Genomic DNA, 21,516 nt, shown 5'->3' with positions numbered 1-21,516 from the left:
GTCGTGCATTGCCCCTGCAAGGGGCACTGACTGCAGCCGGTACGGACATATAAATGTCTCTTCTGGTGGGTGTTACGTATCTTGTGGTGGAGTAACTGACCCGCCGGGCAGCGGTAGGCATCGGCATCTGGCAGGTAGGTGAAGTCGCTTTTCTGGAAGAAGTCGCCAGTGCCTTGATTGTTGACTGATCGGTTCGAGGGGGCCGCGACGTTCACGCCAGCCTTCCGAATGTCTTCAAGCTGCTCCCCGTTGGAGTAGCCCGCGTCGGCAACGATCGTGTCCAGCTCGTCTTCAAGAACCGCCTGGCTTGCCTTGGCCATCGGCTCCAGTTGCCGATTATCCCCGCCCACTTGCGTCAGTTCATGATGCACCACCAGTTGATGCTCGGCATCGACCGCATTCTGCGCGTTATAGCCGACCACCATGCCCTCACGGCCAGACTTCATGAGCCGGGCCTCCGGCTCGGTCCGACAAGTCTGGGTGTCATCGTTATCTACCAAGGCCTTGAGCTCGTCCTGCAACTCGGCTTTGTGAGACTGCAGGTAAGCCAAGGCATCGTGGACTTTGGCCTGATTCAAGTCGGTGTCTGTCTGTTGGTCGGACGCGGCCAATTGCCCCAAATAATGATCGATCTTCTGTTCCAGCTTCCCAACCTGTTTCTCTAATTGCTTGCGGGTCAGTGCCTGATCCTTGCTCGCCGCCGCCTTGAATTTGCTGCCGTCAATGGCCACCAGGTGGCCACTGACCAGCCCCGCCTGCTTGCAGAACAGAACAAACTGACGGCACACCCGCTTGATCGCCTGACCGTTATCCTTGCGGAAATCGGCGATGGTCTTGAAGTCGGGTGCCAATTGTTTCATTAGCCACAGCACCTCCAGGTTGCGGTGGCACTCCTTTTCTAGGCGACGGGTGCTGCTGGTCTGGTTCAGGTAGGCGTAGATATAGAGCTTGAGCAGGTCGCCCGGGTGGTAGGGTCGCCGGCCGGTGGCCGCGGTGCGCGCCTTGTCGAACCCCATTTCGATGACGTCCAGGGACTCCACGAAGGCATCAATCACCCGCACCGGGTGATTTTCCGGGACATATTCTTCAATGCTGGGAGGTAGCAGCGAGGTCTGGCTGCGAGGCTTTCCTTGTAGGTGTCGCATACAAAAATAGCCGTGAACGGGTGAGTTCACGGCTATCTTGCCAGCCTGGGAGGCTGTTTTCACACAGCCTCCCTTCTAGGCGGGGTTTTTCGTTTGGGTGCCCGGTGTATGTCCGCTTTCTGCATCCAGGACGGGAAAAGGGCGAATGCAAGAGGTGCGTGTAAAGGGGGTCGCGAATAAGTGGGGCGTAAAAAAGTGCGTGGAATGGACGTCCTGGGTGGCAGTCGACACTACCCCGCAGCCTGCTAAGCTTGTGTGCGATACAATATTGCACCACCAGACGCCGGCTCACGGCGCGCACTCGGCGCAAAGCGCCGCCGATGACTACCTGAGGAGAATTCCCTTGGCCAGCTTCACTCTGAACGGCAAGCCGGTCAGCGTCGAGGTGTCTGCGCAGACCCCACTTCTGTGGGTATTGCGGGATCATCTCGGCATGACAGGTACCAAGTTTGGCTGCGGCATCGCCCAGTGCGGCGCGTGCACCGTCCACCTCAACGGCAGCGCCACGCGCACCTGTGTACTGCCGGTATCCGCTGCCGAAGGCGGCGATGTCGTCACGATCGAAGGGCTGTCGGACAACGATGACCACCCGCTTCAGCAGGCCTGGCGCGAGTATCAGGTGCCTCAATGCGGCTACTGTCAGTCGGGCCAGATCATGCAGGCCGCTGACTTTTTGAGCCGCACCCCGGACCCCAGCGACGAGCAGATCACCCAGGCCATGGCCGGGAACCTGTGCCGCTGCATGGCCTATGTGCGCATCCACCGGGCGGTCAAGCGTGCCGCCGAGATCGGCCAGGCCAGCCAGGCATCCACCGCCGGCGTTGGCGTCTTCGACCCGAGCCGTGAGCAGGAGGTGAACCATGGCCAGGTTTGAAGACCAACTGGCGGCCGTCGAGGCCAAAGGTAGCGACGCCCAGGGCAACGCGAAGGATGGTGCCCTAGGCATGACACGCCGTGGCTTTCTGATTGGCACCATGGCCGGTTCGGCGATGATGGCCTTCGGCCTGTCTGGCGTCGCCAGCGCAGCAAGCGGTGGCTCGGCCAGCGAGTCCCTGGCCGCCGGTCGCTTTGAGCCGACGATCTGGTATGCCATCGCGCCCGACGGCACGGTCACCGTGCATATCACCAAGGCGGAAATGGGCCAGCACGTCGCCACCAGCCTGGCGCGGCTGGTGGCCGAAGAGCTTGAGGCCGACTGGTCCACCATCGAGGTCGTCTACGTCGATAGCGACCCGAAATGGGGCTATATGGTCACCGGGGGCAGTTGGTCGGTAAACCACAGCTATCTGCCGCTGTCGCGTGCCGGTGCGGCCGGCCGTATCGCCCTGATCGAGGCCGGTGCCAAGCTGCTGGGCGTCGAGCCGGGCGATTGTCGCGCCCGCAAGGGCCAGGTGATCAGCAAAGACAAGGCGATCAGCTATGGCGAGATCGTGTCTCAGGCGGGGCTCGAACGCACCTTCACCGAGGAAGAACTCAAGGAGATCAGCCTCAAGCCTGCCAGCGAGCGTCGGGTGTTGGGCACCAAGGGCGGCGCCCTGGACGTGCCGGCCAAGGTTAACGGCGAGGCGATCTATGGCATCGACGTCACCGTGGACAAGATGGTCTATGCCCGCCCGGTGCTGCCACCGACCCGCTTCGGCTCCAAGCCCACTGCGGTGGACGACAGCGATGCCAAGCAGGTCGAGGGCTATCGTCAGACCATCGAGCTGGATGACCCTTCCGGTGTCTGCCAAGGCTGGCTTGCCGTGATCGCCGACAGCTATTCGGCGGCGATGCGTGCCACCGATGCCCTCAAGGTCGAGTGGCAGCGTGGCGACAGCTACGATATCAGCGAGGCGGATATCCAGGAACAGGGCCATGCCCTGGTCGCGTCGCCGAGCCGCGATAATGGCTCACTGTTCGTTGATATCGGCGATGTGACCTCGGGGCTCGAGGACGCAAATCAGGTCATCGAATCCACCTACACCACCTCAAGCGTTCTGCATTTCCAGCTCGAGCCGGTCAACGCGACCGTGATCGAGGAAGATGGCCATTGGCACGTCCACTGCGGCAACCAGCAGCAATCGCTGGCAGTGCCTATGCTGGCCAAGGCGCTTAATGTCGATGCCAGCAAGATCACCCTGCATCAGTACTACCTGGGCGGTGGCTTCGGGCGACGCCTCTATGGCGACTACACCATTCCGGCGGCGCTGACGGCCAAGGCGCTGGGGCGCCCGGTGAAGATGGTCTTCACCCGGCCTGACGATACCCGACTGGACTGCGTGCGCTCACCCTCGGTGCAGCGCCTGCGCTCGGGGCTCGACGGCAACGGCAAGGTGGTGGCCTCCGAGCATGCTGCTGCTGCCGGCTGGCCCTCTGCCGCCATGGCGCCGGCCTTTCTCATCGAGCCGGTCGAAAACGGTGGCAAGCTCGACTCCTTTGCCATCAGCGGTGCCGATCACTGGTATGACGTTGGCGCGCAGCGGGTTTGGGCACAGCAGAACCACAAGGCACACGAGGTCTTCGTGCCGGGCTATTTGCGCTCGGTGGGACCGGGCTGGACGACCTGGGCGGTAGAGCAGCACATCGACGAGCTGGCGCTGGCCGTTGGCCAGGACCCGGCATACTTCCGGCTCGAGCTGCTCAAGGCCGAGGGGCGTAATGCGGGCCAGGCGCCTCAGAGCGTTGGGGGTGCCGACCGCCTCAAGGCCGTGCTCAAACGGGCCATGGCCAAGGCCGATTGGGATAGCCGCGATAGTCTGCCTGATGACGTGGGCATGGGCGTGGCGTTGACCTTCGGCCAGGAGCGCGACATGCCGACCTGGGTGGCCTGTATCGCTCGGGTCAAGGTCGGTCGTGGCGATGGCTCGGTCAAGGTCGAGCGGCTCACCACGGTGGCCGATGCCGGTACCCTGGCGCATCCTGACGGTGCCATGGCGCAGCTCGAAGGGTCGCTGTTGTGGGGGCTTTCCATGGCGCTCTATGAAGGCACCGAATACGAGAAAGGCCAGCCCAAGGCGCTGAACCTGGGGCCATATACGCCGCTGCGCATGAACCATGTGCCGGAGCTGGATCTGGAGTTCGTCGAGAGCGATGCCATGCCGGTTGGCCTTGGGGAGCCGGGCACCACGGTGGTGGCGCCCGCCATCGCCAACGCCATCCAGCATGCCGTCGGCGTTCGCCTGCGCGACATGCCGATGCGTGCCGAGGCGCTTAAGGCCGCTCTCTAGGGCAAGACTTTTCCCCCATCCCAGAAGCCCCGCCCCGGCACGTCCGGGCGGGGCCTTCCTGAGTGAGGCCTATCATGCAACATCTGGATCTGACGGTGATCCGCCAGGCCCTTGCCTGGGCGCAACAAGGGCAGACGCTATGGCTGTGTACGGTGCTCTCGACCTTTGGCTCTTCGCCAAGGGAGCCGGGCGCCTGGCTGGTGGCACTTCGCGACGGTCGCCATGTGGGCTCGCTGTCCGGGGGCTGCGTCGAGGAAGACTTCCTGGCACGCCTGGCCGCTGGCGCCTTTCAGTCGCCGGTGCAACGGGTGCGCTATGGCGATGCCGATGGCGATGCCAATGCCGGTGAAAAGGAAGGCGGGCTCGATGGGCCTGGGGTCTCACTTCCCTGCGGCGGCATCCTCGATGTGCTGGTCGAGCGCCTGTTGCCTTATAACGCCACCCTTGAGCACCTCGCGGCCCTTGAGGCGACGTTGACCGGCCAGCGGCCGCAGCTGCGTCACGTGGACCTGGCGAGTGGCCGGATGCGCCTCGAGAATGATAGCGGTCTCGGCGAGCGGGTGCTGCTGCCTGCTGGGGGTGACGAGCCGGCGCCTGGGGAGGTGCAATTGCGTGTCGGCCCGGTGGCCCGGCTGGTGCTGGCCGGCATGTCGCCGGTTGCCGAGGCCTGCGCCGAATTCGCCGTGCGGCTGGGCTTCGAGGTCATTCTCTGTGACCCGCGTCCTGGTATGTTGGCGGGTGTCTCACTGCCCGGCGTCGAGCGCGTCGAGGCGCTGCCTTCGTCCTTTATCGCCGCGGGCGGCTGCCATGGCGCCACAGCGATAGTGGCGTTGACCCATGATCCGCGTATCGATGATCTGGCCATGATCGAAGCCGTCAGGACCGAGGCCTTCTACATCGGGGTGATGGGCTCGCAGCAGACCTCTGCCGCCAGAGCTGAGCGGCTCGAGCGCAGCGGTGGCTTGAGTGCGGCCGAGCTGGCACGCATCCAGATGCCAGTGGGGCTTAGGCTTGGCAGCAAGACGCCAGCGGAAATCGCCCTCGCGGTGATGGCCGATATCGTGCGGGTGCGTCGGGGCAGGGCGCTTGCAGACCTCTAGGCAAGTTGATGCCTTCCAACCAAAAACGCCCGGCCACCGCAGTGGCCGGGCGTTTTTCGTCACGTCATCTACCCATTTTGCATCAGTCGTCCTGGTTGGCGCTCTCGCTTTCAATCTCGCTTTCGCCATCAACCTTGTCATCAGCCTGGCCGAGCCAGGTGGCGACCAGCTCCGGGTGGGCGTCTACCCAGGCCCGGGCGTTGGCTTCATAGTCGCCATTTTCCTGGTTGGCATCCAGCAGGCCCTGCATGTCCGCGAGGGTCCACTGGAAGCGGTCGAGGATAGCGGTGACTTCCGGCTTCTCCTCGGCTAGCCCCTTGCGGACCACGGTATGGATCTGCTCGTCGCTCGAATAGATGCCCTTGGGGTCATCGAGGTAGCGCAGCGATTGGTCCGCAAAGACCGGGTGCGGGGACCAGGCGGTGACGACGACCGGCTCTTCGCGTGAAATCGCGGTCTTGAGTGTCTGGCTCATGGCGGCATCGCTGCCCGCGACCAGTTGCCAGTCCTCAATGCCGTAGGCCTGCATCGCCTGCTCTGTCAGGGCCATGATGCCGGCGCCAGGGTCGATGCCGTAGATGCGTTGGCCAAGGGTCTCACCGGCGCCAGACAGGTCAGCGATGGAGGTGGCGTCCGCGTAGCTCGGCACGGCCAGGCCAACGCGAGCGTCGGTCAGGTTGGGGCCAAGGTCATCGACCTTGTCGGACACGCCTTCGTAATAGCTTGCCTGAGTGACCGGCAGCCAGGCGCCGCTGAAGGCATCCAGCTCGCCGACCGAGAGGCCCTGCCAGATGGCGGCAAGACTCACCGAGCTCACATCCACTTGGTGGCCGGCGTCCTCGAGGACCGCCTTCAAGACATAGGTGCTGGCTTGGCCGGTGGCCCATTCGCCAATGCCAAGGCGCAGGCTGTCTGCCTGGGCCAGGGGGCTGGCGGCGCCGAGCAGCAGGCCGGCGGAAACGATCAGGGAACGGAACTGCATTTAACTATCTCCAGCGACATCCAGGGGGAAGGGGCGCGAGGCGCTCATGATAAAGGTTCGTTGGCAATAATGATGCCGTTGTTGTCAGCGTACAGCCATTGCCCCGGGCTGATGGTCACGCCGGCGAAGGTCACGGCGATATCGCGCTGGCCTTCACCGCGCTTCTCGCTCTTGCGCGGGTGGGCCGCCAGGGCCTGGACGCCGATATCGGTCTCGGCCAGTATATCGACATCGCGCACGCAGCCGTACATCACCACGCCTGACCAGCCGTTGCTTGCCGCCTGTTCGGCCAGCATGTCGCCAAGCATCGCGCAGCGCAGCGAGCCACCGGCATCCACGACCAGCACGGCGCCGTTGCCCGGCTCGGCGACGGCTTCCTTGACTCGCGAGTTGTCCTCGAAGCACTTGACCGTGCGCACCGGGCCGCCAAAGGCGTCGCGACCGCCGATGTTGACGAAGATGGGTTCGAGTACCTCGACGTCCGGGTGGGCGTCGCAGAGATCGGGTGTGATGATGGAAGTCATGGGATTCTCCTTGAGCGGGAACCCTGATGGTGCCACAACCTGGGCGTTGATAAACGCTGCGATGAGATGTGCAAACGCCGGGTCAGTGCCCGGCGTTTGCGTTTTGCTGGCTTGGTGTTGCTAGCCAAGCCTGTTTGCAGACTTATCGCTGCACGATCAGAAGCGCAGGCCCGCCGAGGCGGTGAAGGTGTCGATCTGGTAGTCGCTGTCCATGTCATAGCGCTCGTATTCGGCGCGGACCAGGAACGGATCGAAGTTGAACTGCGCGCCAACGCCGTAGACCGGATCGGTACCGTCGTTATCCTTGAGATCCAGATTGGCATCGCCAAGGTTGCCATCGACGTCGGTTTCCCACTTGGCAAGGCCGGCTTTGGCAAAGGCCGTGAACCAGGGCGTGACCGGCAGTTGGCCGACAACGTTGACGCCGTAGGCGTTGGACTCGAGGTCGGTGTTGCCGATGTCGTTACCCTTCAGGCGGGTGTGGCCAAGGTCTGCGTAGAAGAGCTCGGTGGCGAAGTAGGGGTTGATCTCATAGCCGACGAAGCCTTTGAAGACGTTGTCGTCATCGTCGACGTTGAAGTCCTCGGAGCCGGACTCGATGAAGTTATCGACGTCGTCGCGATCATTCTCCAGCGAGCTGAAGCCTGTGCCCAGGCCCAGGTAGAGGCCTTCGGCATTCGGGGCGGCGAGCACGGCCGGTGCAGAAACGCAAAGACCCGTGGCGAGTGAGGCGGTAAACAGGGTGCGAAGTTTCATTGGCTTCTCCTTGATGTCGGTATCTGGATTGACTAAGCGTCCCAGCGTTGTTGCATCTTGCCGAGGAAACACGAGCGTGACGATTGAGCGATGAGCATTGGAATATTAGCAGAACACTGTTCGACAACAAGCTTTGCTCGGTAACGTTTAGTGAGTTTTTGTCGTAATCGATGACGCTTGGCCAACAAAGGTTGACAACAAAAAAGCGCCCCGCAGGGCGGGGCGCTTCGGTCATCGGCTCCGGGTCGGCTTACTGATTCAGGCGTAATGCCTTCTTCAGCGGCTGAACCGGCGATGTTGCGAGCATCGGCGATTTAAGGGTGACCCGGCCTCAGGCTTCGGCGACCGGAATCACGTTCGAGGCAGCTTTCTGGAACTCCTCGATTTCATGGAAGTTCATGTAGCGATAGATCTCACCGGCCATCGCGTCGAACTCGCCCATGTAGCCCTGGTATTCCTCGACCGTCGGCAGACGACCCTCGACCGCTGCCACGGCGGCAAGCTCGGCGGAGGCGAGGAAGACGTCGGCGCCGTCGCCCAGACGGTTGGGGAAGTTACGTGTGGAGGTGGACACCACGGTGGACTTCGGCGCCACTCGTGCCTGGTTACCCATGCACAGAGAGCAGCCCGGCATTTCCATGCGCGCGCCGGCACGACCGTAGATGCCGTAGTAGCCTTCCTCGGTCAGTTGGTGCTGGTCCATCTTGGTGGGCGGTGCCAGCCACAGCTTGGTCTTCAGGCTGCCCGCGGGCTGCTTCTCGAGCAGCTTGCCGGCGGCGCGGAAGTGGCCAATGTTGGTCATGCACGAGCCGATGAATACTTCGTCGATGGACTGGCCGGCGACCTCGGACAGCAGGCGGGCATCGTCCGGATCGTTCGGTGCGCACAGCACCGGTTCCTTGACCTCTTCGAGATCGATTTCGATGACTTCGGCGTACTCGGCGTCTTTGTCGGCGCGCATCAGGCTCGGGTTGGCCAGCCACTCTTCCATGGCGAGGATGCGGCGCTCGATGGTGCGACGGTCGCCGTAGCCGGCGTCGATCATCCACTTGAGTAGGGTGATGTTGGACTTCAGGTACTCGGAGACCGAGTCTTCACCCAGTGTGATGGTGCAACCGGCGGCGCTACGCTCGGCGCTGGCATCGGACAGCTCGAAGGCCTGTTCGACGGTCAGATCTTCAAGGCCCTCGATTTCCAGGACGCGACCGGAGAAGGCGTTCTTCTTGCCGGACTTGTCGACGGTCAGCAGACCTTTCTGGATCGCGTAGTAGGGAATGGCGTGAACCAGGTCACGCAGGGTCACGCCCGGCTGGCGCTTGCCCTTGAAGCGCACCAGTACCGATTCCGGCATGTCCAGCGGCATTACGCCGGTGGCGGCAGCGAAGGCCACCAGGCCAGAGCCCGCCGGGAAGGAGATGCCCATCGGGAAGCGGGTGTGGGAGTCGCCGCCGGTGCCGACAGTGTCGGGCAGCAGCATGCGGTTCAGCCAAGAGTGGATGATGCCGTCGCCCGGACGCAGCGAGACGCCGCCACGGTTCATGATGAAGTCGGGCAGGGTGTGGTGGGTTTCCACGTCTACCGGCTTCGGATAGGCGCTGGTGTGGCAGAATGACTGCATCACTAGGTCGGACTGGAAGCCGAGGCAGGCCAGATCCTTGAGCTCGTCGCGGGTCATCGGGCCGGTGGTGTCCTGAGAGCCCACGGTGGTCATCTTCGGCTCGCAGTACATGCCCGGACGCACGCCGTCCATGCCGCAGGCCTTGCCGACCATCTTCTGGGCCAGGGTGAAGCCCTTGCCGGTGTCGGACGGTTGCTCGGGCAGGCGGAAGACGTCGGACGGTGCGAGACCCAGGGACTCACGCGCCTTGCCGGTCAGGCCACGGCCGATGATCAGCGGGATACGACCGCCAGCACGCACTTCGTCGAGCAGCAGCTGCGTCTTGAGCTCGAAGGTGCTGACCACTTCGTCGGTGCCGTGCTTGCAGACCTTGCCTTCGTACGGGTAGACGTCGATGACGTCGCCCATCTCGAGTTTCTCGACGTCCATTTCAACGGGCAGGGCGCCGGAATCTTCCATGGTGTTGAAGAAGATCGGGGCGATCTTGCCGCCGAAGCAGAAGCCGCCAGCGCGCTTGTTGGGCACGTTGGGAATGTCGTCACCGAAGAACCACAGCACGGAGTTGGTGGCGGACTTGCGCGAGGAGCCGGTGCCGACCACATCGCCCACATAGGCGACCGGGAAGCCCTTGGCCTTCACTGCTTCGATCTGCTTGAGCGGGCCGGTGGTGCCGGGCACTTCCGGCTCGATGCCGTCGCGCGGGTTCTTGAGCATGGCGTTGGCATGCAGCGGAATATCCGGGCGTGACCAGGCATCCGGGGCCGGGGAGAGGTCGTCGGTGTTGGTCTCGCCGGGCACCTTGAAGACGCTCAGGGTGATCTTCTCTTCGAGGGCCGGCTTGGCCAGGAACCACTCCGCCTCTGCCCAGGACTGGATGATGTCCTTGGCCACGGCATTGCCGGCCTTGGCGCGCTCTTCCACGTCGTGGAAGGCATCGAACATCAGTAGGGTGTGCTTGAGCTGTTCGCCAACTTCCTTGGCCAGGCTCTCGTCGTCGAGTAGCTCCACCAGCGAGACGATGTTGTAACCGCCCTGCATGGTGCCAAGCAGCTTGATCGCGTGGGTCTTGTCGATCAGCGGAGATTCGGCTTCGCCCTTAGTGATCGCGGTCAGGAAGCCTGCCTTCACGTATGCGGCTTCGTCGACGCCCGGCGGCACGCGATCGGTCAGCAGCTCGAGCAGGAACTCTTCCTCGCCGGCCGGCGGATTCTTCAGCAGCTCGATCAGTTCGGCGGTTTGCTCGGCGTTTAGCGGCTTGGGCGGTACGCCCTGGGTGGCGCGTTCTTCGACATGTTGGCGATAGGCTTCAAGCACGGAGGGACCCTCATCTAGTTGATCTACCAGAGCGCTTCATTGTGACGACATGAGGTGCCTATGACCGTCGCTCGAGGCGCTCCGGGACTTTCTTTTGTGCGTCTTGCGGGAGGTGAGGAAGTCTACCTGAGTTTGTCGACAATGTTAAGCAAGCCCCCAATCGGCAGGCGTCACACCTCGGTCTCGGGGAGTGAAGGGGGCACGACAAGAGCTCGTTCGAGTATGTCGTGGAATCGTCGAGCCGGGTAAGATAGCGGGAAGCAAAGAAGGAGAGTCATGACACGCCGCATCATTTCGCCCTGCGTTGGGCTATGTTCGACCACCGTCGGTGACGATGTCTGCCGGGGTTGCCAGCGCCATGCCGACGAAATTCGCGATTGGCCGACCTATGCGTTCGAAGAGCGGGATTGCCGCCTTGCCGAGCTGGATGCACTGCGGGTGGCGGCAGCCGGGGAGCTTTTGCGGGTCGTGGATGCCGATATGCTCAAGGCCCAGCTAGAGCGCCACCGCATTCGCCATCGTGACGATCAACCGCCGCTTTCTCAGGCGGTGGAGCTGCTGCGGGTAGGGCGCGATCGCATCAACGACCTATCGCGCTATGGACTCGAGGCAGTGGGGAAGGGCCGGCGCCTGTCACCCGCCGAGCTGCACGCCGAGCTGGTTCCGCGGTTGATGGCAGAAGCAGAGGCCCGGCGTCAGGCATCGGTCTGATGGTCGTCGTATCAGGCAGGCGCCATGCCGCTGTGCTGATGACGCCCCAGCCTTTTAAAAGAGCCTATTCGAAAGAGGCGCACTGATAGCGAGTAGTGCCGACGCTTACTTGCTCTGATCAATGCCCCCACTATCACGCTGATGATTTGAGAGACAATGCAAGAGACTATGGAAGACCTGCTACCCGCAGAGCTGAGGGATTTTCTGTCCTGCGAGACGCCCGATGCCTGGCTCGACGCGGCGCTTGCCCACCCGGATCTGCTGCTGATCGATCATGCCCAGTGCGAAAAGAAGGCGGCCTCGACGGCGATGAGCCTGATGTATCGCTATGTCGACCGCCCGCTTTTGTTGACCAAGATGTCGCAGCTGGCGCGAGAGGAGCTTTTGCACTTCGAGCAGGTGATTCGCGTCATGGAGAGCCGCGGCATCGAATATCGCCATCTCAGTGCGTCTCGCTACGCCGAGGGGCTGCGTCGTCATGTTCGCCGCGAGGACCCACAGCGGTTGGTCGATATCCTGATTATCGGCGCCTACATCGAGGCGCGTAGCTGTGAGCGATTCGCCCGTCTTATCCCTCATCTCGATGCCGAGCTTGCCAAGTTCTACCGCAGTCTGGTTAAGTCAGAAGGACGCCATTACGAAGATTATCTGATGCTGGCCCGTCGCTATGCTGCAGAGGCGAATGATACGAGCGTGGAAGCGCGCATTGTCTTTTTCGCCGAATGCGAACGCCAGCTAATTTGTGAGCCGGATGAGGTGTTCCGTTTTCACAGTGGCGTACCTGCCGCAGCCTGAGGGAGTGCCTGCGATAAGGTGTTGAGGCAGCAAGAAGACGCGCGTGAAGGCCAGCCAGAGGTGTGACCCGGGTGGGGAAGCTCGGGACGATACGCAGTTGCGTAAACACAACAAAGGGTTCGGCAGACTCGCTTCGCACAAGGGTGTCGTAGTTGTCCGAGCCAGCAAGATAATAACGCAGGTACCAACACGATGCAGGAACCCTCAGTCAACGAGCAGTTAGCGCTTTTCGGACACTTTTCCCTGACCCTGGGTGAGGACTGCCTGACCCAGTTCAGCTACGACAAGGTCAAGGCACTGTTGGTCTACCTCCTGCTCCATGACCAGCCGGTCAACCGAGCGACGCTGGCAGAGCTCCTCTGGCCGGATCAGGGGCTATCGTCCGGCCGGACCAATCTGCGCCATGCCCTTCACTGTCTTCGCCAGTCGCTAGGTGACGAGGCTGATCAGGTGCTGGTGGTCTCCCGCCAGACGATCGCCTTCAAGTTGCCCGAGCACTGGGCCTTCGACCTTCATGAGCTGCATGACTTGCTCGATGGCGTGGCCACCATTCCCAACCTGGAAGCCATCCTCGATGCCTATCGTGGCGATCTCGTCGAGGAGCTGCAGCTCACTCCCTGTGCCGAGTTTCAGCGCTGGCTCCTCCAAGCCCGCAACGAGTGGCGCCAGCGGGTCATTGCCTTCGCCGAAACGGTTATCGAAGAACACGACGATGTGCCGGAGTCGCTGCTGCGTACCCTGGTCAGCCGGTTTTCCGGTTACGGGCCCTTCCACGAGTGCCTGGTGCGGCAACTGGCCGAGCAGGGGCAGTCGGCGGCCGCCCATGAAGAGTACAACGCCTACCTTCAGCTGCTGGCGCTGTCGGGTCAGCAGCCCGACCTGAGCTTTCTTCAACTGGCCAAGTACTGGTCGGACAGTCACTCCGAGCTTTCGGCGGTCACGCCGCAAGGTGCCTTCTCTCGGGCCATGTCGGCGGAGAGCACGCCCCTTGAGGAAGATGAAATCGAGCAGCGGCAGCTGTCGGTGATGGCAATTCGCCTAAAGCTCGAAGGCGACTGGCAGGATCGTTCTGAAACCTGCGCCTGCTTGCGTCTGCAGATCGAGCTGCTGCGCTGGCTGGAAGAGCAGTGTCATCATCTGGGCGGTTTCTGGCTGACCGGCGCCACCGGTGGATTGGGCCTTGCCTGCTTTGGCACCCATGGCCCGGCCCATCAGTTGGCCGAACTGGTCGCGCTCTACGAGCATTGCCGGACCGCGCTGCCTGAAGAAAGCCAGCGGCGCTGGTCCGGTGAAGGTGAAATGCCGCAATTCACCCTGTCTGCCGGGCTCAACAGCGGTCGCGTGGTCTATGTGCAGGAACGCCAGCTAGTGGACCCGCTGGGTCAGGTAACGCAGCGCTCTCTGGAATTAATGGGGGCGGCCGATGGCAGTGAGCTGGTGATCTCTCACGAATCCAGCCAACACATGCCGCCGGCGCTGGACCTTCAGCCGCGTTTGGCCTCACGGCTGGTGGCCTGCGACGGCAAGGTCCAGCTGCGGGCGCTGGTCCTTGGCGTCAACGAGGGCGGCCGCGAGGCGATGCCGCCAAGCCTGGTGGGGCGCGAGTCCGATCTGCGCAAGCTGCGCGACGCCCTCGCTCGTGCTGGCATCGGTCTGCGCCAGAGCGTGCTGGTACGCGGCCCCTCGGGCATGGGTAAGTCGGCGCTGATGGTGGCATTTCGTCAGCTCGAACAGAGCCGCGAAGCGGCTATCTGCTGGCAGCCTGCGACACGCATGGCGGCGCAGACGCCCTACAGCGTGGCGCGGACCCTGCTGCGCTGGCACCTCAAAGAAGAGCCCAGCGAAGCGCAGCTGGACAAGCTGCTGGAAGCGTATCCGGCGTTGGAGCTCGATGACAATCAGCGTCGGCTATTGGCCGAGGCGCTGGGTATCTGCCAAAGCGACGAGGCCGTACTGATTCAGAGCGGCGAGGCGGTCGAGTTGGTGGCTCGGCTGCTGCAGCAACTGATCGAGGCGCTGACTCAGGACGGTCCGCTGGTCTTGATGCTCGATGATCTGCAGTGGCTCGATGAGCCGTCCTACAAGGTGCTGGCCGCTCTGCAAACGCGCTTGCCGTTCAATTGTCCGCTGCTGCTGGTGGCGAGCCACCACGGTCGCGAGTCGTTGCCCTCCAAGCTGCACTGGGACCAGCAGATCACGCTGGGTCGCCTGGACAGCCAGCAGTCTTCCAACCTGCTTTCGCAGCTGGCGCGACGCTATCACTTGCATCTCAGTCCGCGCCTGCGCAGCCAGTTGATCGAGCGCTGCGATGGGGTGCCGCTGTATTTGCAGGAGATCTGCCGTCGCCTGGACATGGAGCGTCGAGAAGGGCGTAGCGTGCAGATCGATGAACTGCCGCAAGGCTTGCTGGGGCTTTTGGCAAGCCGGATCGACCAGTTGGATGCCGACCGGGAGGTGGCGCAGATTGCCGCTGTGCTGGGGCGTCAGTTCCGCGTCGACTTTCTTGCCGAGTGCAGCGGCTGGGAAGCCGGGCGCCTCAAGCAGGCGCTGGAGCAGATGCTGCGCCTCGAGGTCATCGAACCCTGCACGTCTTCACCCGAGTGCGAATACCAGTTCAGCCACCAGCTCCTGCAGGAGGCGGCGTATCTTTCTTGCCCGCGTGACGTCAGGGTATCCATTCACCGCCAAGTGGTCAGCCTGATCGAAGAGCGCTTCCCGATCTGGATCAGCCGCCATCCGGGCGACTTTGCCACTCACCTGCGACGCAGCGGTCACTACGCACGCGGTGCCCGCTACTTTGAGCTGGCGGCCCGCGAGGCACTCAAGGTCAGTGCCAACCGCACAGCCCTGAAGATGGCCGATGAGGGCTTGGCCAGCCTGCGCCAGGTCGAAGATAGCGTCGAGCGTGAGATAAGCCTGCTGACGGTGCGTGGCCAGGCGGCCTTCGCCATGGAGGGGCATGCCTCGCCCACGGCACACGAAAGCTTCGTGCGTGCGCGAGACCTGTTGGCCACCCAGCAAGACGAGGCCGACGACGAGAGCGATCTCGAGCAGCGCTTCCTGGTCAAATGGGGCCTGTGGGTCGGCTGCAGTCAGCGGCATGCGCATGCCGATGCCTTTTCGCTGGCCTCTCAGTTGGCGGGGCTTGCCGCCCGTCTCGAGGACCCACGCTATCTGCGCCTTGCCGACTATGCCCGCGCTAGTTGCGAATACTGGGCCGGCAGCATTCGCCAGGCCTACGCTCATCTGGAAGAGGTCGATCCCCTGCATCAGCCGATGATGATCGAGTGGCTGCCGTTCTCTGATCATCCTCAGGTGGCCGCTGCCTGCTATCAGGGCTGGGCGCTGTGCCTGCGTGGCGACTATCGCCGGGCGGAGGTGCAGGCAGAGGCGTCCATTCGCCTCGCCGAAAGCCTCAATCACCCAGGCTCACTTGCCATGGCCTTGATGTATGCCGCTGCCGTCTATCGTCAGTTGGGGCATGTGCATCTGGTCGGTCGCCGCGCGCAGCGTGCCTTCGAGCTTACCGGCACGCCGGACCTGCACCTGTGGCAGTTGTCGTCCCAGAGTCTCTTGGGCTGGGAAAAGGCGCTGGCCGGCGATCGTGAGGGGCTCAAGGTGATCGAGGCCTGCATGGAGGAGTTCGATGCCATTTCGGGCCGTCACCGTTTCCAGACGCCGATGCTGTGGTGGGTCGATGCGCTGGTGGTGTGTGAAGAGTTCGAGCGCGCCGAAGACTACCTCGATCAGTGTCTGCTGGTGGCCCAAGAGCGTAGTTCGCTCTACATGCCGGAGCTGTCCATTCAGCTGGCGCGTGTGCGCCACCGTCTTGGTCACCCGGTGGAGGAAGTGCGCCGCCTGGCCGAGCAGGCGTTGAAGCAGGCCCGTGAGCATGACAACCTGCATCATCAACTCAACGCCCAGGAGCTTTGGCTAACGCTGGTAGATCCGCAGGATGCGACGGTGCGCGATGAGTTCCGCAAGCTGTTGGCTAGCCTGAGCGTCAGCGATGCCCCGGTGCTCATGCGTTGGCGGACGCTGCTCGATCATCGGCTGGAAGCACCGGCGCGGGCGGAAAGCTAGTGGCGCCTGAAACCTAAGAGGCAAAGGTTGAGCACGGCTAGAAAATCGTGCGTATGACGAACAACGGCCCATCCGCCTGGCGGATGGGCCGTTTTGTGTTTGGTCGAAGCGCGGCGGGTTGAAGAAGAACATTGTGCGGGCTGCAGCGCCGGTGCCTCAGGTCATGGCTTCCCAGGCGGCGATACGCGACAGGGCCTCGTCACGCTCGCTGCCGCAAAGCTCCGGGTCGAAGTCAAAGCGTGCGCAGACGGCAGGACGACGCGGGTCGCCAAATAGCCGGCAAAGGTTGTCATCGTCGAGCTGCACGCAGCGCACGCCGGCCGGCTTGCCCTCGGGCATGCCGGGAATCGCTGAGCTGATCGACGGTGCGATACAGCAGGCACCGCACCCCGGGCGGCAGCCGCCGGTGGCCTGAGCGGAGTCGGGCGCCGCGGCCTGGCTGTTGGCAATCAGTCGACTCATGGCATTCGCTCCGCAATGGCCCCCTTGCCGATGCCCTCGAAGGCCTGGACTCGAGTGGCTTCGCCGGTTTCCCCCGCGACCTTTTTGGCAAGCCAGGCGGCGATCTGCTCGATGGTGGTGGCCGTCGGCAGAGTCACGCAGCGCTCCCTAGGCAGGCGCAGGAAAAACTCGCCTTGTGGGGCACGGTAGCGGGTCGTCAGCTCGCCTTTGGCGGCGGCCTCTGGGTCGTCGAGGATATCGCTGGCATCGACCAGATAGCGGTCGGCCAGCCGCTCGGCCCAGTCGGCTTCCAGCGCCGGTGCGCGCTTGCCTGCCTGCCAGATATGCAGCGGTGAACGATGCCCGTGAGCGATGCGCTGGCAGTTTCCTGAGTGACGGCGCAGGCCGTGGCTGTAGGTGTAGGCGGCTCCTGACAGGACCTCGTCCTCGAAGCTGAGGCGAATCGCACTGACCCGCGGCGGCGGGTCTTGCAGCATTTGCTCGCTGAAGTGCTCGGCAAGCGCTGTCGGTGTGATTTGCGTCCAGGGTACCAGGGTGAAGGCCTGGTGCGGGCCGCGCACCTCCATGGCGTAGGGCGTGGTGGTGCGGATGACGAGGCCTTCCGAACATTCGCTGACCGTCACGCCCGGCGCTTCGGTGGGCACGATCAGGGTGTGGTCGGCACTGTCGTCCAGTCGTGACTTTATCCAGGGTTTCACCTGACCAAAATCAAACAGCATGCCGTCCTCGCCGAGTTCGCCGTCGAGTTCGGCATTCACCTGCCAGCTGACGCCGATCAGGCCACGGGTTGAACACCACAGCGAGGCGTCGAGGTGGGTTAGGCCATTGACGAAGAGGGTCATCAGTCGATCCCCGCGATCTTGTGAGTCTGCAGCGACATCTGCCATTGAGGTGCGTTCAGGCAGTAGTCCACGACATCGCCCATGGTATTGCCGTCTCCGCCCAGCGGGCCGAGGTCCATGGGCTGCAGATAGAAGTGGCAAAAATCGAGCCCGGCGAAGCGCTCGGGCAGGGCGTCCTGTTGCGGATAGACCAGCTTGAGCTCGTCGCCAGCGGTGATGGCAAGCGAGGTGTCGCCCTTGGGGCTGACACACAGCCAGTCGATGCCAGCCGGCGGCGTGAGCGTGCCGTTGGTCTCCACGGCGATCTCGAAATCCCGGGCATGCAGCGCCTCGATCAGCGCCGCGTCCAGTTGGAGCAGCGGTTCACCACCGGTGAAGACCACATAGCGCTTGCCGCCCGGCACCGCTGGCCAAAGCGCGGCGAGATGATCGGCGAGCGCTTCAGCGTCGTGGAAGCGACCGCCGTTCTGGCCGTCGGTGCCGACGAAATCCGTATCGCAGAAGCGGCAGGCGCTGGTAGCGCGATCCTTCTCGCGCCCCGACCAGAGATTGCAGCCGCTGAAGCGGCAGAAGACGCTGGCGCGCCCGGCCCGGGCGCCTTCGCCCTGCAGGGTATAGAAAGCCTCTTTGACGCTATACATCCTGGCGACCTTCGTTCGTGTCAGCGATGGCTTCTGCGTCAGTGCCGGGTCGCTGTGATGCGGCAGTTTTTTCATCAGTACCGGGCTGGGGTGATGCGGCGGCTTCGGGCCGCTGTGAAGAGTAGCCCAACGGATCGCTCAAGCCATGCCGAGCAAAGGCGGCCAGGCGCTCGCGGCAGCTGCCGCACTCGCCGCATGCCAGGGCTTCGCCCAGATAGCAGGTCCAGGTGTTGGCGTAGTCCAGCCCCATGGCGAGGCCGTCGGCCAGGATCTCGTCCTTGCCCTTGTGCAGATAGGGCGCCTCGATGGTCACCGGCGAGAAATTGGCGATGGCCGCGACGTCGTTCATCTTCTCGACGAATTCGGGCCGGCAATCCGGATACAGCACGTGATCGCCGCCGTGGGCACCATAGAAAACGCGGTCGGCACCGATATTCACGGCCTGGGCGATGGCCAGCGACAGCAGGATCATGTTGCGGTTCGGCACCACGGTGGCGCTCAGGTTGTCGGCAGCGTAGTCGCCGCTGGGCAGTGCCTGGGAGGCGTCGGTCAGCGCCGAGTTATCGATCAGGCCATGAATGGCGCGGATATCGACGATCTGATGGGCGATCCCGAGCTCGGCACAGACCTGCTTGGCGATGTCTAGCTCACGGGCGTGACGCTGCCCGTAGTTGAACGACAGGGCGTGGAGCTCATAGCCCTCGCGGCGGGCCCGGTGCAGCACCGTGTAGGAGTCCATGCCGCCGGAGTAGATCACCACGGCACGGGGAGTTGATGAGGTCATGGAGATGTCCTTTCGGAGAATTTGTTTAGGCCGCAGCCTGGCGGCGCGGACGCCCGGGATCCGGTCCGGACGAGCCGAGCATTTTAGAGACTGGCGCTGCCGCTGACCAGCGCCGGCGGCTGTCATGCCTTCGCCATGTCTCTGACATGGCCTCGTCATGGCATTTGCCCAGGATATCGACATCACTGGAGGAACCCTGATGCTCGATATCGAACGCCTGATCGATGACAAGTACCCCGCCCTCAATGGTCGCGCACCTCTGGTCCGCCAGCCCGCCATGGGGCTGTTGCGCCGCTTGATGCATGAGGATGAGGTCAATGACTTTCTGGCGCGGCACCGTGACGCCGGTCCTTTCGAATTCGTTGATCATGTACTGGAGCATTTTCGCTTCAGCTACATGACGTCGGCCAGGGAGCGCTGCAACATCCCCAGCGAAGGGCGCGTCGTGATCGTCGCCAACCATCCGCTGGGGACATTGGATGGCTTGGCGCTGCTCAAACTGGTGGGGGAGGTGCGGCGCGACGTCAAGGTGATGGTCAATGACCTGCTGTGGGAGTTCGTGCCGCTGCGGCCCTTGCTGCTGCCGGTCGACAATTTGACCGGCAAGGGGTACCGAAAGAGCGCGCGGGCCGGCAACGAAGCGCTGATGGCCGAGCAAGCACTCATCATCTTTCCCGCTGGTGAGGTCTCTCGGGCTGGGCCTTCAGGCATCAAGGATGGCCCCTGGCAGAGCGGTTTTCTGCATCTGGCTCGCAAGACCAATGCCCCGATTCTGCCGGTGCATGTGGGCGGGCGTAATTCGGCGCTCTTTTATTCGCTCTCGTTGATCTACCGCCCGCTGGGCGGGCTGCTGCTGGTCAATGAGATGTTCAAGAAGCACGCCATGGACCTGCCGATCCGCATCGGGGAGCCGATCCCTCTGGCGCGCTTCGATTTGCCGACGCTGCCTAACCGCACCAAGCTCAAACTGCTGCGCAAGCACGTTTACCGGCTGGCCAAGAACCGTTCTTCGCTTTTTGTCACCGAACGGCCGATCGCTCACCCGGAGCCGCGCCAGGCCTTGCGTGCCGAGCTCGAACAGGCGCAGTGCCTGGGCACGACCAAGGAAGGCATGCGGATTCTTCTCCACGACTATCGCGCCGACTCGGTGGTGATGCGCGAGCTTGGGCGGCTGCGCGAGCTGACCTTCAGGCGGGTGGGTGAGGGCACCGGTGAGCACCGCGACCTGGATGACTATGATCGCCACTATCAGCACCTGCTGGTATGGGACGACAAGGCCATGGAGATCGCCGGTGCCTACCGCCTGGCGAGGGTCGGTGAGGCAGTGAGCACCCATGGCGCAGATGGCCTTTATTCCGCGTCCTTGTTTGAGTGTTCGGCGCAGTGGCTCGAGAGCGTCGGCGAGGGTATCGAGCTGGGACGCAGTTTCGTGCAGCCCCGCTATTGGGGGCGGCGTAGTCTCGACCTGCTTTGGCTTGGCATCGGCGCCTACTTGAAGGCCAATCCGTCGATCGCCTGGATGGTCGGCCCGGTATCGCTCTCCAATGCCATTCCACGAGCGGCCCTCGAGCTGCTGGTGTATTACTACCAGCACTATTACGGCGTCGATGAGTCAGGCGTGCGGGCCCGCGCGCCGTTTCGGGTGTCGGCGGCGACGGTCGAGGAAGCCGAGGCGCTGTTTTGCCATCAGGATGGCGCTGCCGATTTCAAGGTGCTCAAGCAGCAGCTCGGCATGCACGGGGTGACGGTGCCGGCGCTCTACAAGCATTATACCGAGCTGTGCTCGCCCGGCGGTGTGCAGTTCCTGGATTTCAGCGTCGATGCCGACTTCGGCTACTGTGTGGACGGCTTAGTGCGGGTCGAGGTCGCCAAGGTGAAGGCGAAGAAGCGGGCGCGCTATATGGGCGAGTGAGGTGTTCCTGGCGCAATGAAGTACAGGCTGAACCTTGTGGGGCGTCGCAGGCCAGAAAAGAGCAGGACCGGGCGAGAGTTGGCTGAAGGGTGATGCTGACCATGCAAGGTGTCGGGTGGCGTAAGGATGCTGGTCTTGAAGAAGCGGGGTGGTTACCCTCGGGGTATCAGCCCGCTTCATCAAGACCAGCAACTGGAACCCGAATATGGCCACTATCGAACATAGCGCGACATTGCCGGCGCCACCGGAGCGGGTCTTCGAGTTACTCAAACGAGTCGAAGACTTCGCCGAGTATTCCGATCTGATCGAGTCCATCGAGCCGCTAGGGGATGATCGCTACCGCTGGCATGTCCGGGCGGTGGGCGTCGACTGGACCTTTGATGTGGCGATTACGGAATCTCGCGCGCCAGAGCGCTTGGCCTGGGAATCCATCGACGGGGTGAAGAACCAGGGCTGTTATCGCCTGACGCCCGTGCCTGAAGGGACGCTTGTTTCCCTGACCCTCGACTACGTGATCAAAAATCGCCTGGTGGAGCGGGCCGTCAACAAGGCGGCCCGCCCGATGGTGGGGAGGGTCAGCCGACAGATCCTCGAACGCGTCGAAGCGCGGCTGTAAGCTTGATCCGTCAAGATTGACG

General features: G+C 63.1%; 17 protein-coding genes. 8 read left to right on the top strand and 9 right to left on the bottom strand.

What is annotated here, in order from left to right:
• The coding region (locus tag BLR71_RS16325; protein WP_139172664.1) for an IS1182 family transposase at window positions 1–1,208 on the bottom strand (1,208 nt) is incomplete at its 3' end.
• Window positions 1,209–1,488: 280 nt separating this feature from the next.
• Between BLR71_RS16325 and BLR71_RS16320 the strand changes: the two genes are divergently transcribed.
• The 3 genes from BLR71_RS16320 to BLR71_RS16310 all read left to right on the top strand — a co-directional run bounded on the left by BLR71_RS16320 (window position 1,489) and on the right by BLR71_RS16310 (window position 5,454).
• A complete protein-coding gene (locus BLR71_RS16320) occupies window positions 1,489–2,019 on the top strand; it encodes a (2Fe-2S)-binding protein (RefSeq protein ID WP_092528742.1) in 531 nt (176 codons plus the stop codon).
• Window positions 2,006–4,354, top strand: coding sequence for a xanthine dehydrogenase family protein molybdopterin-binding subunit (locus tag BLR71_RS16315; protein WP_217629354.1), 2,349 nt, complete (start codon window positions 2,006–2,008; stop codon window positions 4,352–4,354). The genes BLR71_RS16320 and BLR71_RS16315 overlap by 14 nt, the downstream gene beginning before the upstream one ends.
• Window positions 4,355–4,428: 74 nt before the next feature.
• The gene (locus BLR71_RS16310) at window positions 4,429–5,454 is read left to right on the top strand and encodes an XdhC family protein (RefSeq protein WP_092528740.1); all 1,026 of its coding nucleotides are present in this window, start codon (window positions 4,429–4,431) and stop codon (window positions 5,452–5,454) included.
• 82 nt (window positions 5,455–5,536) lie between these two features.
• Here BLR71_RS16310 and BLR71_RS16305 read toward each other — a convergent pair whose 3' ends face one another.
• The 4 genes from BLR71_RS16305 to acnB all read right to left on the bottom strand — a co-directional run bounded on the left by BLR71_RS16305 (window position 5,537) and on the right by acnB (window position 10,648).
• Window positions 5,537–6,436, bottom strand: a complete 900-nt coding sequence (locus BLR71_RS16305; protein WP_092528738.1) for a glycine betaine ABC transporter substrate-binding protein — start codon at window positions 6,434–6,436, stop codon at window positions 5,537–5,539.
• Window positions 6,437–6,480: 44 nt separating this feature from the next.
• A complete protein-coding gene (gene rraA, locus BLR71_RS16300; protein ID WP_092528736.1) occupies window positions 6,481–6,960 on the bottom strand; it encodes a ribonuclease E activity regulator RraA in 480 nt (159 codons plus the stop codon).
• Between the two features lie 156 nt (window positions 6,961–7,116).
• Window positions 7,117–7,716: a porin family protein gene (locus tag BLR71_RS16295; RefSeq protein ID WP_092528734.1), complete on the bottom strand. Its 600-nt coding sequence runs from the start codon at window positions 7,714–7,716 to the stop codon at window positions 7,117–7,119.
• Window positions 7,717–8,047: 331 nt separating this feature from the next.
• Window positions 8,048–10,648, bottom strand: coding sequence for a bifunctional aconitate hydratase 2/2-methylisocitrate dehydratase (acnB, locus tag BLR71_RS16290; RefSeq protein WP_092528732.1), 2,601 nt, complete (start codon window positions 10,646–10,648; stop codon window positions 8,048–8,050).
• Between the two features lie 276 nt (window positions 10,649–10,924).
• On the opposite strand from acnB, the gene BLR71_RS16285 reads away from it, so the two are divergent.
• The 3 genes from BLR71_RS16285 (at window position 10,925) to BLR71_RS16275 (ending at window position 16,237) form a co-directional block, all read left to right on the top strand.
• Window positions 10,925–11,359: a DUF1289 domain-containing protein gene (locus BLR71_RS16285; RefSeq protein WP_092528730.1), complete on the top strand. Its 435-nt coding sequence runs from the start codon at window positions 10,925–10,927 to the stop codon at window positions 11,357–11,359.
• A 156-nt stretch (window positions 11,360–11,515) separates the two neighbouring features.
• Window positions 11,516–12,154: a MiaE family protein gene (locus BLR71_RS16280; RefSeq protein ID WP_092528728.1), complete on the top strand. Its 639-nt coding sequence runs from the start codon at window positions 11,516–11,518 to the stop codon at window positions 12,152–12,154.
• Window positions 12,155–12,346: 192 nt separating this feature from the next.
• The gene (locus BLR71_RS16275; protein WP_092528726.1) at window positions 12,347–16,237 is read left to right on the top strand and encodes an ATP-binding protein; all 3,891 of its coding nucleotides are present in this window, start codon (window positions 12,347–12,349) and stop codon (window positions 16,235–16,237) included.
• A gap of 156 nt (window positions 16,238–16,393) precedes the next feature.
• On the opposite strand, the gene BLR71_RS16270 is transcribed toward BLR71_RS16275, so the two are convergent.
• From BLR71_RS16270 to queC, 4 genes are read right to left on the bottom strand one after another with little or no spacing between them, the layout of a single operon-like run.
• Window positions 16,394–16,699, bottom strand: coding sequence for a YkgJ family cysteine cluster protein (locus BLR71_RS16270; RefSeq protein ID WP_217629353.1), 306 nt, complete (start codon window positions 16,697–16,699; stop codon window positions 16,394–16,396).
• On the bottom strand, window positions 16,696–17,541 hold the full coding sequence (locus BLR71_RS16265; RefSeq protein WP_092528724.1) for a 6-carboxytetrahydropterin synthase: 846 nt from the start codon (window positions 17,539–17,541) through the stop codon (window positions 16,696–16,698). The genes BLR71_RS16270 and BLR71_RS16265 overlap by 4 nt, the downstream gene beginning before the upstream one ends.
• Window positions 17,541–18,182: a 7-carboxy-7-deazaguanine synthase gene (queE, locus tag BLR71_RS16260; protein ID WP_092528722.1), complete on the bottom strand. Its 642-nt coding sequence runs from the start codon at window positions 18,180–18,182 to the stop codon at window positions 17,541–17,543. The genes BLR71_RS16265 and queE overlap by 1 nt, the downstream gene beginning before the upstream one ends.
• Entirely contained in the window at window positions 18,175–18,966 is a 792-nt protein-coding gene (queC, locus tag BLR71_RS16255; RefSeq protein WP_092528720.1) for a 7-cyano-7-deazaguanine synthase QueC, read from the bottom strand. The genes queE and queC overlap by 8 nt, the downstream gene beginning before the upstream one ends.
• Before the next feature lie 157 nt (window positions 18,967–19,123).
• Between queC and olsF the strand changes: the two genes are divergently transcribed.
• A complete protein-coding gene (gene olsF, locus BLR71_RS16250) occupies window positions 19,124–20,878 on the top strand; it encodes a bifunctional ornithine lipid synthase OlsF (RefSeq protein ID WP_245696563.1) in 1,755 nt (584 codons plus the stop codon).
• A gap of 205 nt (window positions 20,879–21,083) precedes the next feature.
• Complete coding sequence (locus BLR71_RS16245; protein WP_092528716.1) at window positions 21,084–21,494, top strand: SRPBCC family protein; 411 nt, start codon at window positions 21,084–21,086, stop codon at window positions 21,492–21,494.
• Window positions 21,495–21,516 lie beyond the last annotated feature (22 nt).

The organism is Onishia taeanensis, assembly GCF_900100755.1.
In the GTDB taxonomy this organism is placed as follows: Bacteria; Pseudomonadota; Gammaproteobacteria; order Pseudomonadales; family Halomonadaceae; genus Onishia; species Onishia taeanensis.
This window is presented reverse-complemented; position numbering and strand designations above follow the sequence as displayed.